This window comes from Amycolatopsis sp. EV170708-02-1 (assembly GCF_022479115.1).
Lineage (GTDB): Bacteria > Actinomycetota > Actinomycetes > Mycobacteriales > Pseudonocardiaceae > Amycolatopsis.
Map to the genome: position 1 here is coordinate 7,310,791 of NZ_CP092497.1, position 14,035 is coordinate 7,324,825.

The 14,035-nt window shown below is 63.7% G+C and carries 10 protein-coding genes and 1 tRNA gene; 8 read left to right on the forward strand and 3 right to left on the reverse strand.

Features of this window, described 5'->3' with window-relative positions; genetic code table 11:
• Nucleotides 1-264: 264 nt before the first annotated feature.
• Nucleotides 265-337 (forward strand) — tRNA-Ala (locus MJQ72_RS33210).
• Between the two features lie 1,019 nt (nt 338-1,356).
• On the opposite strand, the gene MJQ72_RS33215 is transcribed toward MJQ72_RS33210, so the two are convergent.
• The 3 genes from MJQ72_RS33215 to MJQ72_RS33225 form a co-directional block, all read right to left on the reverse strand.
• Nucleotides 1,357-4,803 carry a hypothetical protein gene (locus tag MJQ72_RS33215; RefSeq protein WP_240594966.1) on the reverse strand — a complete coding sequence of 1,149 codons (3,447 nt, stop codon included), beginning with the start codon at nt 4,801-4,803 and terminating at the stop codon, nt 1,357-1,359.
• A gap of 626 nt (nt 4,804-5,429) precedes the next feature.
• On the reverse strand, nt 5,430-6,029 hold the full coding sequence (locus MJQ72_RS33220; RefSeq protein ID WP_240594967.1) for an STAS-like domain-containing protein: 600 nt from the start codon (nt 6,027-6,029) through the stop codon (nt 5,430-5,432).
• Nucleotides 6,030-6,049: 20 nt separating this feature from the next.
• Entirely contained in the window at nt 6,050-6,889 is an 840-nt protein-coding gene (locus MJQ72_RS33225) for a hypothetical protein (RefSeq protein ID WP_240594968.1), read from the reverse strand.
• 128 nt (nt 6,890-7,017) lie between these two features.
• Here MJQ72_RS33225 and MJQ72_RS33230 point away from each other — a divergent pair, with 128 nt between their 5' ends.
• The 7 genes from MJQ72_RS33230 to MJQ72_RS33260 are packed head-to-tail and all read left to right on the forward strand — an operon-like array spanning nt 7,018 to nt 14,030.
• Nucleotides 7,018-8,016 carry a CBASS oligonucleotide cyclase gene (locus MJQ72_RS33230; protein ID WP_240594969.1) on the forward strand — a complete coding sequence of 333 codons (999 nt, stop codon included), beginning with the start codon at nt 7,018-7,020 and terminating at the stop codon, nt 8,014-8,016.
• A gap of 2 nt (nt 8,017-8,018) precedes the next feature.
• The gene (locus MJQ72_RS33235) at nt 8,019-8,537 is read left to right on the forward strand and encodes a hypothetical protein (protein WP_240594970.1); all 519 of its coding nucleotides are present in this window, start codon (nt 8,019-8,021) and stop codon (nt 8,535-8,537) included.
• An 18-nt stretch (nt 8,538-8,555) separates the two neighbouring features.
• Complete coding sequence (locus tag MJQ72_RS33240; RefSeq protein WP_240594971.1) at nt 8,556-9,479, forward strand: ATP-binding protein; 924 nt, start codon at nt 8,556-8,558, stop codon at nt 9,477-9,479.
• Between the two features lie 48 nt (nt 9,480-9,527).
• Nucleotides 9,528-10,547 carry a nucleotidyltransferase gene (locus MJQ72_RS33245; RefSeq protein ID WP_240594972.1) on the forward strand — a complete coding sequence of 340 codons (1,020 nt, stop codon included), beginning with the start codon at nt 9,528-9,530 and terminating at the stop codon, nt 10,545-10,547.
• Nucleotides 10,544-12,091, forward strand: a complete 1,548-nt coding sequence (locus MJQ72_RS33250) for a ThiF family adenylyltransferase (protein WP_240594973.1) — start codon at nt 10,544-10,546, stop codon at nt 12,089-12,091. The genes MJQ72_RS33245 and MJQ72_RS33250 overlap by 4 nt, the downstream gene beginning before the upstream one ends.
• Nucleotides 12,088-12,555: a Mov34/MPN/PAD-1 family protein gene (locus MJQ72_RS33255; RefSeq protein ID WP_240594974.1), complete on the forward strand. Its 468-nt coding sequence runs from the start codon at nt 12,088-12,090 to the stop codon at nt 12,553-12,555. Before MJQ72_RS33250 ends, MJQ72_RS33255 begins: the two co-directional genes overlap by 4 nt.
• Nucleotides 12,552-14,030 carry an SAVED domain-containing protein gene (locus MJQ72_RS33260; RefSeq protein WP_240594975.1) on the forward strand — a complete coding sequence of 493 codons (1,479 nt, stop codon included), beginning with the start codon at nt 12,552-12,554 and terminating at the stop codon, nt 14,028-14,030. The genes MJQ72_RS33255 and MJQ72_RS33260 overlap by 4 nt, the downstream gene beginning before the upstream one ends.
• The last annotated feature ends 5 nt before the right edge of the window (nt 14,031-14,035 follow it).

Here is a 14,035-nt window from a genome sequence, read left to right on the forward strand (position 1 = left end):
ATCTCCTCCGCGTCATTCGGGCAGGGCGAGCTGAGGCGGAGCCCAGTGGAGACGCGGCGTAGCGGGCGGGGACCTCGGCGTCACGATGGTCGAAAACGTAACCGCGGTCACACGCGGAGTCAATACACAGCTAAAAATAAGTCGCAAAGATGCAGGTCACCGGCGTTTGCCTGCCCAACGGCCGCATAGAGTGACCCCGCGTGAACCGCCTTCGCGGGCGGTGTAATGTATGGACACACGAGATGCGGAGAACAAATCCGCTCCGGGGCTATGGCGCAGCTGGTAGCGCACCTCACTGGCAGTGAGGGGGTCAGGGGTTCGAGTCCCCTTAGCTCCACAATACGAAACACCGCCCACCTGGCAGCTTGCCGAGGTAGGGCGGTTTTTTCGTTGCCCTAACTTCGAGAATCGGCGCGGCGAACTTCAGTTACTGTTCAGTAGGAGGAGCAAATCTCGAGCACGAGTCCCCAACCCCGCCAACTGGGTCACATAGTCTGCTCCAGCGATGTAACCCGACCCGGTCGTTCTCCTCAGTAAACCGCATCATGCGGCCCCACCTACGCCGATCCGCTCGCCAAGCTCGGACAGGCTGACCACTATCCGCGTGGCGATATCCGTGGAGTGACACAAGTCGGGAATCACGAAGTCTCGTCAGACCTGCTCGCTTCGCCCGCAGTGGCACCTTTGTGACGTGGTCGGCCTGATGGAAACGCTGATGCGTGACCCGACCGCCGGAGCAGAGAGTCTCGCCGACGCCGTGCGATTATGCGCCAACACTTGCCCGACCACACACTCGAGCGGCTTCTCCGGCTGTTCTCAGGCCGATTGCTCGGCAACGAGCGGATTCTCATCACAGAAGTTCTCCGTGTCGCGCACAGGGCAGACCCGCGGTGCCCTTATGGCGAGCGGCACTGGTCGATGCGTCGACAGCGATTGCCGACCGTATAGAGGCGGCTGACCACTTGCGCAACTTTTCCTCTGCCGACGACACGACAGTAGCTCTCGTCGAGGCAAGACGGCGCGAAGCAACCGAGATCGAAACGAACACGATTCAAAAGCTGATCGGCTGGGTCAAAGCGGGCACTGGCCTGATTACTCTGCAGCCCCTCACAGGTGGCCTTCGCGACGGCCGGGAGACTTGACGAAGCACAACCGATGTACGAGTCCTCCGGCGCTGTCCTTTGACCAGCCCATTGCAACTGAGCACACATCCCGGCGGATGCCGTCCAACGGCGAATCCCAGGCGGAGCACGCTGCCGAGAGCTGATGTCGCAACTGAACCTTTCGGTGGCGATGGCGGTCGTCGTAGGTTCTGACCGCCATCGCGACGTCGGAATTCTGGCGCGGTGGCTGTAGCTAGCCTGAGCGGATACCGGACGCCGATTCTCCGCTGGCCGGGCTAGTGGCCAGCGGCCCAATGAGGTGGTCGGCGGCCAGACCGCCCCACAGCCGGCGGACTGCCGCGTCACCCGGAAGCTGGGTCTGCAGTCCTTGAACAAGAGTGGACGCCTCGCGCCTGCTCTCTTCGCCGATCAAACCTCGTTCTCTGAGCAGGGAGGCGCAGGCAACGATCCGCGGTGCTAGATCAGGGCTGTTGTCAAGTACTAAGCACAGACCGGCGAGAACATCCGGTGGTGTATCGATCCTGGAGGTCGCGGCGACACACAATTCCAGTTGGGACATCGCCCACTCGTCATCCATGCCGTGAGCCAGCCCGCGTGGAGCCAACCATGAGCCGAACGCGGCAAGCACGATGGCACGCTCGTTTGAGGAGGCCACCCACTCATGTATCCACACCCACAGTCGGCGGAAACCATCCTGCAGGTGGTGGCCAGATCGCAACGAAGCAATGAGGTCGACGCCGCCGAGATGCCTAAGCCCAACGAGCAGCGCAGCGGGCGGAGCCGTGTCGAACAGGAAATGAGTGGCCGGGCCGGGCCTGTGACCGTCGGTCAGTTCGCGGATGATGACGCCGCCGATCAACCGGGCCAGATCCCGCCAGTCCCAGCGTGTGTCACGTCTGTCCTCGGTCAGGGCGCGCCGGTACAGAGGCTTGTATGCGACAACGAAGTCTGGCCGGATATGAGCGGAACCTGCCAGCAGGCCAGTGAAAAGGGCTTTCAAGTCGTATCCAGGCTGGTCGTGTTCGTGGTCGGCATCGATCACACGGTCGACGAGTTGTTGCGCGGCTGCTGGTCGGACGGCATGAATGACTGGCAGGGAAAGCCCCTGGAGGGCAAACGCATGTGCCCGATGTCGGCCACGGACGCGTATCGGCCGCGCCACCATGTTGATCAGCCGGTCCAAGCCTCGCCGAGAAACTGCGACCGTGTCGTGCGCGTGGACCACTGTAAGCGCGAGCAACACGGCCTGCCCAGCCGGCGTATGAGAGGCCTCATCGACTAGCTCATGTCCAAGCCAGTCAACGTCAAGGCTCTCGCGGTCCTCCGGCCAGTCGAAACGTCGCGAGACGAGGGCCCGAACGAGGCACCTCACCTGGGCTCGGTTGGGCAGGTGGTCGTTTGACAGCAGCTCACGCAGCGCACGGAACCACGCCTTCCCTGGTTGCACAGTGGGCTGCAGCGGGTGACCACTGTCGCGCCACGTCCGCATCATCTGGCGACTGCACAATGCGCTGACGCCCTCATCCCAGTCTTGGGCGAGCGCTTTGTCGGGCGACCGCACGAGTTCCTCGGCGCGCCGGACCGACAGTCGCATCGCTTCGGGCAGCTCGGGTGGCCGTGGCGCGAGGGGGAACTGGTGAAGCGCTGGTTGGTGCGCTGCCAGCAACTCATGTGGGCTGATATCCGCGAGGTATGCCGCGACGAGCGGGGTGTCGGGCATTGTGGCCGACGCAGGTTCGACCACAAGGGAAGTATCGTCAATACTGGCCGACAGGGCCGCTGTCGCGTCATCCTTACCGGCTTTGTCAAGCTTCTCGCGAACGAGGCGCCGCTCTTCGGCTGCGAGTCGCGGCCACTGATTGCCCAGGAGTTTACAGTATTCCACCCGGACGGTCGCAGATCGGATGAAGTCGCGATTGCGCAGAGCGGCGAGAACGTCACTGCGCGGAGCGTCTGGCAAGGCAAGGAGCATCAGGCGCACGCGCGTTTGCAGGCCCAATTCTGGATAGTCAGAAGTTAGTTCTTCGACGATCTCGGGCCAGGCACACGGCTCGCTCTCGACAATATCGGTCCCGAGGTCGACCAGAGCAGCGAGTACGTCGGCGACAACGGCTGACTCGGTGGTCGGCCGCGCTCCTTCCCACGGGTCTCGCGCAAGCAGATGTGATCCATCGGTGATTGGAGCAGACCCATCGAGTTCGCGGGTGTACCAGTCGAAGAACAGTTTCAACGCGGGATGTTCGCCAGCTGGGTCATCCAGCGGGTATTCGTGGTGGTCGACGGCGAGATCGTCAGCGAGTTTGCGGGATATCTGACCGACGCTGGCGGCAAGGATGGAAAACAGCGGTTTACGAGCGGAAGGAGGCGTGTAAAGCCGCAGGTGTCTGATCGCCGGATACAAGGATTCGTCATCGAGGATTCGAGGACGAATGAAGTCATCTGCCGGATCGAAATGGAGGGCCAGCAGGCGACTGAGCCGACCGTACGCGATCTCATTCTGCGCCTGCTCCCCGTCGGGTGTCGCGGCTGTCCGCAGCACCAGTTGGCCATACCAGGCCGGATAGCGGACGAGCCCGTGGCCGTCGAGCCGAGCGATGATGCGATGCATACCCTGGCCCAGCCAGGTTTCAGCAGCATCGCAGACCCGAGCTGCGTTGGCCTGATCGAGGCTGCATGCCGCTCGAACCACATCTTCGTGCACGCGGACATTCGTCGTGGCGTTACCGATACCGATCAGCAGACGAGCAAACCCCTGAGCATCTTTGATGCAGTGGGCAATCCTGGCCAGGTAGCGCGACGGCGGCCACGGCGTTTGATCAAAAAGGTCTGTCGGATCCGGTGGACCCTTGAACAGGTCCTGGCCGGCCAGGAGTGACCACCACGCAGGGTCTACCAGCTCATTGAAGAATAGTGCCATACAGACCACGTTCCTCGGAATGAGGCTGGCGAGTTGGCTCGCCGCATCCGTCGCCGGAGGAGAGGTACGCAGCTCGTAAATCTTGTCGAGGACTAGATGAAAGTTCTGTTCGTAGCATGCCAACAGCGCGATGGTCACCTGACATACATTATTTGCTTTCTCCACCAAGTCCGGCGTCATGCTTCGCGGGACGCCAAGACCGTGGCGATGCGCATACTTGTGCAGATTAAGGTTCGACCACATCGGCTGAATGACTGACGGCAGATCAAGGTAGCGCGCCAGAAGTCGTTGCTTGCCCTTGTCATTCAGTTGTTTCAGTTCGGATTGCGCGTCAGCCGCGGACTTTTCTTCCGATGCGGCAAGCAGACGGGCGATGGGCAACGTGATCTCAACCATCGCACTCAGCATTTCACGTGCGTTGTGAAAAGCGTCGCCGACCGGGGTTAGCCGCCGATCATGCTCTGCGATCGCTTGCAGCATCGCGACGTAGTGACGAGCTGCCGCCGGCGCGACCTGCTCCAGTCGCCGGCGCACCTGCTCCTGATCTTCACTGAGCACGTTCGTCACGTCGAACTCTTGCCGTTTCGGCGGCCATGCCGGCGGTGCGGCGGTCCCGATGCTGAGTACGCTCGCGAATAAGGCACCCGCGGTCGAGGTACTGGTGAGGAAACCCCCGAGATGGGAGCGCTCGACTTCATCCTCCCGCCACGGCTCACCGAGCGCAGGGGAGGTGGGCTGACATGGCCAGTCCTGCGTCCGCATGGCTACCCCTCTGCCAGATCCTAGCGCGCCTCTCACGCACGACTTGGAGATGCTACTGCTGCGCGTTGGCAATTGACGAGCCGATCAGCCGCTCTGGCCTCAGATTGATGATCGCCCGCCACAACGAAGAGCGCAGTCGCTCAATCGCCTGCGACCTGTAGACGCTACAACGCGCTGAGATATCGATGAGAAAACCGGTAAAGTGGGGCACGTCGGCGAATCCTCTTCGCACTATCGGACTGCCTGGCGCTGCAGTTGCCGGTCGCTTGGTCAGCCAACGCCGTCACCGGGGCCAACTGAGAGCGCGTCGGTGTCATACTTGACATCAGGCGCCCCGCCACCGACGCGATAACATTTCGCCCTGTCCGAACCACACCGAAGCCCGGCACACTCACACAATCAAGCCCCGCACACTCACGCAGCCAGAGCTTTGCGGCAGAGTCGCCCATGGCCGAACCGGTGCAACCGTCCGCCACCCGCACACATCGGCATGAGCGGACATCGATGCCAGACCGCTAGTCGAGCCACGGATCCCAAGTCCAACCCGGCGACGATGACTGGCACTGATGATCCGCAGACGGCATATGCTCGCGAGCATCGAACTAGACGAATACTTTCCTCGACACTTATACAGGCCTCTCGGACCACGAACCTGGAATCGTGTAAACGAATTCTTTTCCGCCCCTGTTGGCCGGAATGCTCTTTTCACGCTTGAGCGTGCCGCTCGACACAAGGCGTTTCAAACGATTATTGACATTCTGCAGTGTGACCCCAAGACGTTCAGACAGCTCCCCTGCGCGAAAACTTCGCAAAGCAAAAGCTTGGCGATACGTCTCGTCAAGATGCTCTGGCGCACCTATCAAACGAATTTCACCACCATCCACAGTGGCCGCCATCAACTCGCGTCGATCAAGGCAGACCTGCATCGTCTCGAGAGTCTCCTCGTTGAGCCCCTGCAACAGCACGGCCGATACCGCGACATCACCGGCCGCGACCGCGGCGTAAAACTTGCCGAGGAACTCGTCGGCGAAGCTGATGGTCATGGCATCGACGCCACCGAAGTCGATGACGACCTCGATGGCATCCGATCCAGCGGACGACTCGCACTCCAATGACTCCCGCGCCGCCTTGGCGGTACTCCGGGTGGCGAGGAAGGATCCATGCTTGCCCACCCGGTAAAGATGTTGCGAACCCATCACAAAGCCTCCCGGTTTCAATGAAACCATTGAAACACAAGCCGCGAGAACTAGTAAGGATGTACCCGCAAAGAAGCCCAGGTTCCCGCCACGTCGACATCGGCAGACACGCACGTCGGACGCCTCGAATCGCCACGGCCGACAACGCTGGCGAGACCTTTACCACTGCGGAGCTGAAGGCGAGCAAGACCGCCCTTCGGCACCGCCCGCCACAGGTCGTTCAGACCATGGCCTCGCTCCTCCCGAGTGCCAGTCACCCCCGGCTCGAGCGCCGTCTCGAGAGCAGCTACGTCGTCGACCAGGATGTCGTCGGCCACGTTGTGGCCGAGGTGCGCACGCACCCCGATTCCGGTATCGCAGACCGCGAACTCGATACCAGGCAGACCACTCGTCGCCCCGGTATAGACCTGCGCCGCAACGAAAGCGCCGACACCGCTCCACCCGTGACTGATCGCGTTGTCGATCAGCTCACCGACCCCCGCGAAGTATCTCCGGCCGAGATCGCCGTAGTGCCTCGTGAGCATCCGCCCCATTCGCTCACCCAGCCGATCGGCTCCGCCAGGAGTCAAATGCGTTACTTCGAGCAGACGATCCGGCAGGTCCATTCGCGGCCCGCCCGGGAGTTCGCCGACTACGTCCGTACCCGGGGGCAGGCTGCTGATGACATCCAGGCGCTCGAGGTATGACGCGACATTGTGATCACGCGGCGTAATCAGCCGCACCTTCTCCCCCCGCGATCCTGCTGCCCGAGCGAGCGACACGATCGCCGCGAGGTCCAGCGGCGACGCGAACGTGAGCCGCCGACTATCCAAGACCAATGAGCCGTTCTCCGGCTCGACTGGACAGAGACGGCGCAGCAGCGGCCGCCGGCCGACGAGCTCGATGCGCACGGCGCCGATTCTTCCAGATCCGACACGCCGCGTGAGGGGTGCCGCGCCGGTTCTCGGTTTCATCTGTTTCAATGAACCCGGTGCACATGATCGACGGGCCGCGTGCCCAACGAAGGAGGTACTCGGGCATGGCCGGGGAGAGGAACGTCGACCACCAGGTCCTGGCGGCATTCGCCGTCACACGGGTCAACATTTCGAGCGACGACGCCGCGCAGCGCCGAGCGCAGGTGAATCACCTGCGGTTCCGGCTCGAGACCCACATCGCCGCGGCCCCGGACTACGACCTGGTCAAGCTGCGCGCGTCGGGCAGCACCGCCAAGGGCACCGCCATCAGACGCCGGCGCGGCGAGGGGTCCGACGCCGACGTCGCCGCCTACCTGCGGACATCCGACACCGACATCGACGAGTCCAAGGTCCTGGACTGGCTCCTCGCCCGATGCATCGAGGTCTACGGCAAGACGAAGGTGGCCGACGACTTCGCGATCTCACGGCACGCCGTCGGCATCACGCTGCACGGTTCCAAGCTCAAGATCGATGTGGCGCCAGTGCTGTACCTCGGCGACGAGCAGGACAAGGGCCATCTCATCACGCGCCAAGGCGAGCGAGTGCTGACCTCGGTTACACAGCACCTTCAGTTCATCCGGTCCCGTAAGGGGACTGCCGGTCGTGGTTACGCCGAGCTGATCCGGCTACTCAAGGCGTGGATTCAGGAGGCTAAGCGCCTTGACCCGAACCTTCGCTGCAAGAGCTTTCTCCTCGAACTCATCGTCGCGCACCTGTGGGACGTCGGCTGGCACGGAGAACCCCTGCAGGTCGACGACTACCCGGCGGCGTTCGATCAGGTGCTCGCCTACATCGTGGCCACCGGACTGCAGAAGCCGGTCGTGTTCACCGACTACTACACCGCGGACGCGATCTCGGCCTCGTCCGAGGCCATCCAGGTCTGGGATCCGGTCAATCCGGGCAACAACGTCGCGTCGAGCTACACCGACATCAACCGCCGCCACCTCGTCGACCTCGCGGGCGAGGCGCTCGACGCGGTCTCCTGGGCCGCTACCTCCCCCACGCGCGGCGCGGCCAACGACGCCTGGCGCACCCTCTTCGGTCCTTCGTTCCCTGGAGCTTGACCATGAGCACCTCCTTGACCTTCACCTCCTCGTTCACGATCACCAACGCCCGGTACATCGGTGCAAAGATCGGTGCCGACCTGCGGCAGCTGCGCTCGTTGTACGGCAAGCCAGCCGACGTCGACAAGATCAACAAGTTCGCCGAAGAAGCCTCCTTGCTCCTGAAAGCCGGGTACCTCGGCATCGCGGACTACGGATTCCGGGACCAAGGCACCAACAATTGGAAGTTACGTCTCCGCTACCGAGCGACGGCTGGCCGACAACTGCTCGATGATCCACCTGGCCGGCTTCCGCGATCCGCGGATGTCGCGAAGCTGCCGTTCCACTCGTACATGTCGTACAGCGACACCTTCAACGCCCTGTCCATCGCCGACCAGGCAGCCTTCAAGGCCGGCCTGCCGGTCCAGCGGACCGCGGGAACCGAACCCGGCGTCGGACTCGGCAACTCCACGCCCGGCCACGGCTACAGCAGTAACGGCATCGGTGTGACCCGCGACATCTTCGTCACGCTCGCGACCTGACCCTCTCGGAGAACCACATTGAGCACGCAAGACGACCTCTTCCTGCCGGTGATCGAACTCCCCGATCCCCAGCATCAGGCTCGGTACGAGCACCTCATCGGCCTGGACGACACCAAGATCAGGTTGCGCAAGGAAGCCGCGCTCCTCGCCCAGCCTGATCAACTGCGGATTTGGGCCGACGAACACCACTCCGGGGCCGATGTAGCGGCCCTTCGCCTGCTCGCCGACCGAGCGCCGCTGTTCGTCTTCGCCGGCGACGTCGGCTCGGGCAAGTCGGCTTTGGCCGAGTCCTTCGGCAGCGACTTGGCCGAACACCTTGACCTTCCGGTCTTCCTGTACCGCCTGAAGCTCACGGCACGGGGCCGCGGTCTGGTCGGCGAGATGACGACGCTGATCGGGGAAGCGTTCAACTACGTGCGTCGACAGGCGGAGGCTTCGATCAGCTCATCCGGCGTCACCGCCGTGTCGGTCTTCGTCGTCGACGAGGCCGACGCGCTGGTGCAGTCACGGGAGGCGCAGCAGATGCACCATGAGGATCGCGCCGGGGTCGACGCCTTCCTCGCGGGCGTGGACGGCATCGCGGGGATCGGGCTGCCGATCATCGTGGTGCTCTGCACGAACCGCCCCGGCGCTATCGACCCGGCAGTGCTGCGCCGGGCGGCCGCGACCTTCCGATTCGGCAGACCCGATGACCAGCAGCGCCACGCGATCCTCACCGCCGCCCTCGATGGGCTCGGCATCCGGTCGGAGACGATCTCCAAGCTGGTCGAACTCACCGGTCAGTCCGGCGGACGGCCTGGGTTCACCGGCTCCGATCTCACCCAGCGGCTCGTTCCCGCTGCGGTCCTCGGCGCCTTTCCCGACCGCCCTGTCGCCGACGAGGACCTGCTCACGCTCGCCGCCGACCTCACCCCTAGCCCGGTCTTCACCGAGGAGACCTGACACCGCCCGCACGGGGCCCTCGCCCAAACCGCGGAAGGAGAAGAACCGATGGCGACCCTAGCCACACAGTTCAAAGCGGCGCTAAGCCGGATCGAGCCAAAAGTCGACGCAGAGAACGCCGCCGAGGCTCACAAGCTGGTGACCGCGGCCTTGAAGGCCGATGACAAGCTGAAGAAACTGGGAATTTCCACCTTCATCATCGGTTCCTACGGCCGAGACGTGTCGATCAAACGGGTCAAGGACGTCGACGTGTTCATGCGCCTGGAGAAAGCGACCGACTCATTACGGCCAAGCGAAATCCTCGATCACGTGAACGATGTTCTCGAGGATGTCTTTCCCGGTCAGGTGACACGCCAGCACCGCTCGGTCATGATCGAGTTTCCGGACTTCGACCTGTCGGTCGACGTCGTCATCGCCCGTCCGTGCGTCGACCACCCCACGGAGCACTGGCAGATCCCAGAGAAGATCGAAGAAGACGGGCGCGCCAGCTGGATCGAGACCAACCCGATCAAGATGAGCGAGCTCACGAACAAGGCGAACGACGACTTTCTCCTCTCCACAGATGGCGTGTACGTGCCTTTGGTCAAGCTGATCCGGCAGATTCGGCGCACCTGGGTCGACGAACAGCCGGGCGGATACTACTTCGAAGTCCTCGCCTACCACGCCTTCCAGGATCTCGAGCCGGACAAGAACACCGTCGCCGAGTACCTCTGCGTCATCCTGCGGGAAATCGCAGACCGGCTGCCGGACTACGTCACCGACGGCCCTGACGACCCGACGCTCGACGAGCACACCATCACGACCAAGGCGACGAAGGAACAGATCGAGGCCGCCGCTGAACGGATCGCCGAGGCCGCCCAGCTCGCGGAAGATGCGCTCGAGGATAAGGACATCTGCGCGAGTGCCTTGAAATGGCAAGAGCTGCTCGGCAAGACACAGCAGACCAAGGAACCCGAGTTCGTCTTCGCTCTTCCCGAGGCGTGCAACGCGGACGGTACAGAGAAGCCGAGGGGCGCTCTGGTCAAAGGTGCCCCGGCGGTGCCGGCAGGCCGCGACCGGTACGCATGAGCATGTTCTCTACTGACATCGACCGGTGGAGAGAAGACTTTCCCGCGCTCGGCTTCACCGATGACGGCGAACGGCTTCACGGCCCTGTGCTGTGGGCTGAGCCGGCCATGCCCGACCAGCCGCCGACGGTGTTCACGGCGCGAGTGGAGATCGTGCCGGGGGCGGCTTTTCCCTTCGCACCACCGATGGTGCGACTCTTGGACTCCGGCGGGCCGCTCGAGATCACCTTCCACATCAACGCGGACAACACACTGTGTCTCTGGGAGGACGACTGGTCAGTCGACGACGCGCCATGGTTGGACCCCCGGAAACTCCTGGACCGGATCGCCGACTGGCTGCAGAAGACCGCAGCCGGTTGGCCCGGCGACGACTCATGTGACCTGGAACGGTACCTGGACCAGGAAGACGATGGTCCCCGGATGGTGCTCTACAACGCGACGAGGCTGGTCCCGGATCAAGCCGCGCAGACTGAAGGAGGCCCTGAGATCATCTGTATAACCGACAGGGCCCGGCGAACCGGCAACATTGTCAACGGACGACGACGCAACCGTAAAGACCGCAGGCTCGCGTGGGTAGCCGATATCGGATCCGCCGTTCGGCCGATACGAAGCTGGGACGACCTCGCCGCATCGTTAGGCACCCACGCCGCGGATGTCAACCGTCTGATCAAGATGCGCGTGATCACCGTCATCCTACTCCGCTATACCCGAGGCGGAGCGGACGCCGCACTCGCGTTGCGGGTACACCCCGGCGATACCGGTATTCGGATCGCCGCTTGCGAAAGCGCGGATACAAGCACACCGACGCGTGCTATGCGCGCCGGTTCGGCGCGTACTGCGCTCGCTAACGTCCCCATCGCGATCGTCGGTTGCGGGGCGATCGGCTCGTTCACCGCCGAACTGCTGTTCCGGTCCGGGGCCCGCGTCCTGACTCTGATCGACGCCGAACGTCTGAAGCCGGGCAACGTCGTCCGGCACTTCGCCGACCTCCAGCACGTCGGGTGGCCAAAGCCGCACGCGGTCCGCGACCGCCTTTCCGCGATCGACCCTGACGTCACCGCCGTGACGGTCTCACACAATCGGCTGACCGTGCTGGAGGAGGCAACCGCTCTGGTGCTCCGGCACCGGATCGTCGTGGACGCAACCGGCAGTGGCCGAGCAAGCAGCTTGCTCGCGACCGCGGTCACGAGTCTCGACGCCGGATCGGACGGCACCGTTGTATCCGTGTGCGTCCAACGTGACGGTGACGTCCTGCGTGTCGACCGGATGCCCCTGCGTCCTGGAGAGAACCACATGTCGCCTCTTCCCACGGTCGAACACACCAGCCAGCTGCGTGAACGAGGCTGCGGTGCCCCGGTCTCGCCCACTCCCCCGGGAGCCGTCGTGGCGGCCGCCGAGCTGGCTCTCCGCGTCGTGATCGACGAAGTCACCGCCGAGCGCAAACTCCCCGCGACTGTCGCAGAAGTGCGCAAGCCCCAAGATCAACCACCCTTCGACGTCGTCGGCTGGATCACCTCCGACCACCCAGAACGAGCCGCGTCGTGAACGACTTGGACCAAGCACTACAGGTGGCCGCCGAGGTGACGTCGACGATCGCCGCAGCCGCCGCGGCCGCTCACCCTCGCGAGACCGGCGGTGTGTTGCTCGGATGGTGGCTAGACGAGCGAATCATGGTTCACCACGCCGTCGAGGTACCAGACCCGGATGCCACTCAGGGGTCCTGGGTCCGGGACTACGACACGGCGCAGGTCGCGCTCCAAGAGGCTCTCGGCGACCAGGGACATCCGTGGCTCGGATACGTCGGGGACTGGCACAGCCATCCCGCGAACTTCGGGACCAGCAGTCAGGACCTCACATCGATCCAGCGTGCGGCCAACCAGTACGACCATCCCTTAGTGCTCCTCGTCCACCGGACTGACGGCGTCGTCGAGGCCGTCATCACAGCATCCGCGAATCACCCGCTCATCCGCGGGCTGATCCCCGATTCACCCGAGAGGGGAACGACATGACCGCTTCTCGGCCGGCGGCCGGCGCACCGTCCAATTCGGGGGTTCGCCGGGGTGGCGACGGCTTCCAGGACCTCTTCGTCTGGGGCGCGGCGATGCGCGTGATCGGGCCGGATAGCCGATTCAACCAGGTGGAAGTCGAGATCACCGGAGCAGGCAATGTCGACGATGTCGTCCTGCGGAGCCGGACGGCCGGCGGCGATTCATACGGACAAGTCAAGTGGGCCACCAACCCAGCAGATCTCGTCGACGACGACTACCTCACGACTCCGCCACGGGGCGGCAAGAGCAAGTCCCTGCTGCAGAAGCTGTACAACAGCCATGTCACGCTCGGCCAGCATGGCGACGGGCATACGATGCAGCTGATCACGAACCGTGCCCTCGACGGCAGCCACCCTCTTCTGGGGCATGTCGATGGCCGCACCGACCTCCTTCTCCCCTACGCGTCCCAAGCGGCCGAGACATCCAAGGCGGGCAAGGCGGTCGACCATTGGGCAGAGCACGTCGGCTCAACTCGCGAAGAACTCCTCGACATGCTCGGGCACCTGCAATTCATTACCGGCCGCACGATCAGTGCAGAACGAGAACACGTGCGGACCTTGATGCTCGCCGCCGGACTGGACGGCAGCGATTCAGCACTCCAGCACGGCCTGACCACCGTTACCGGCTGGGTCGTCGGGGGCACCCGGGTGATCAGCGAACAGGACATTCACCAAGCTGTTGCCGGCCTGCGAAGAGAGGCACCGTCCGCACTGCTAGTCGTCCAAGCCATCGACATCGACCCACACGCCGACGAGGCGACCGTTGCCCTGAACTGGGTCGACATGTACGACGGAACCGAGCCTCGGGCACGTGTGATCCCGCGCGACACGGACAGCTGGAATGCCATGGATCGGGAACTGGCCGCAGCCGCAGCCACCCTCGAAAATGAGGGCTGGACATCCACAGTCGTCCGCGGCTCCATGCGGCAAGCGACGTTCTTCCGCGTGGGCACCGCCCTGCCCCAAGTGCGCCAGCACACGCTCCGCTATCTACAACGCGGCGAGATCTGGTCGACCGGCGCCGCCAAAGTCACGTTGGGCCAGCCCACCTTGAGGCGAACGCCGATCAAGCTCGGACAGGAGCTCGCGGTCGCTGTCGGCACCACCATTGACCCGACAGACGAAGTGGTCAACTGGCTACAGACGAACCGAGTCCCGATCGACCACCTGCTGACGGTCACACCAGCGGCAGGCCCCGACGACGCTTCCATCGAAAGCGCTAGGCACGCCGTGACGTACGCAGAAAAGGTACGCAACCTGGTTCGTGCAGAACTCGGTGATCAGCCGTTCGCCGAGGCAGTACACCTGTACCTGGCGGGCCCCGGAGGACTCGCACTCCTGCTCGGTCATCGCTGGAACCGAACCCGCACCACCGTGGTCTACGAACACCTCGGAGCCGGGCTCGGCTATACCCCGGCGTTCACTATTCCGGGCTGAGCACT

Coding starts and splice junctions, on each gene's coding strand:
- MJQ72_RS33260 (WP_240594975.1), top strand. CDS start 12,552: ATGACCGCTTCTCGGCCGGCGGCCGGCGCACCGTCCAATTCGGGGGTT.
- MJQ72_RS33215 (WP_240594966.1), bottom strand. CDS start 4,803: ATGCGGACGCAGGACTGGCCATGTCAGCCCACCTCCCCTGCGCTCGGT.
- MJQ72_RS33230 (WP_240594969.1), top strand. CDS start 7,018: ATGGCCGGGGAGAGGAACGTCGACCACCAGGTCCTGGCGGCATTCGCC.
- MJQ72_RS33220 (WP_240594967.1), bottom strand. CDS start 6,029: ATGGTTTCATTGAAACCGGGAGGCTTTGTGATGGGTTCGCAACATCTT.
- MJQ72_RS33245 (WP_240594972.1), top strand. CDS start 9,528: ATGGCGACCCTAGCCACACAGTTCAAAGCGGCGCTAAGCCGGATCGAG.
- MJQ72_RS33250 (WP_240594973.1), top strand. CDS start 10,544: ATGAGCATGTTCTCTACTGACATCGACCGGTGGAGAGAAGACTTTCCC.
- MJQ72_RS33235 (WP_240594970.1), top strand. CDS start 8,019: ATGAGCACCTCCTTGACCTTCACCTCCTCGTTCACGATCACCAACGCC.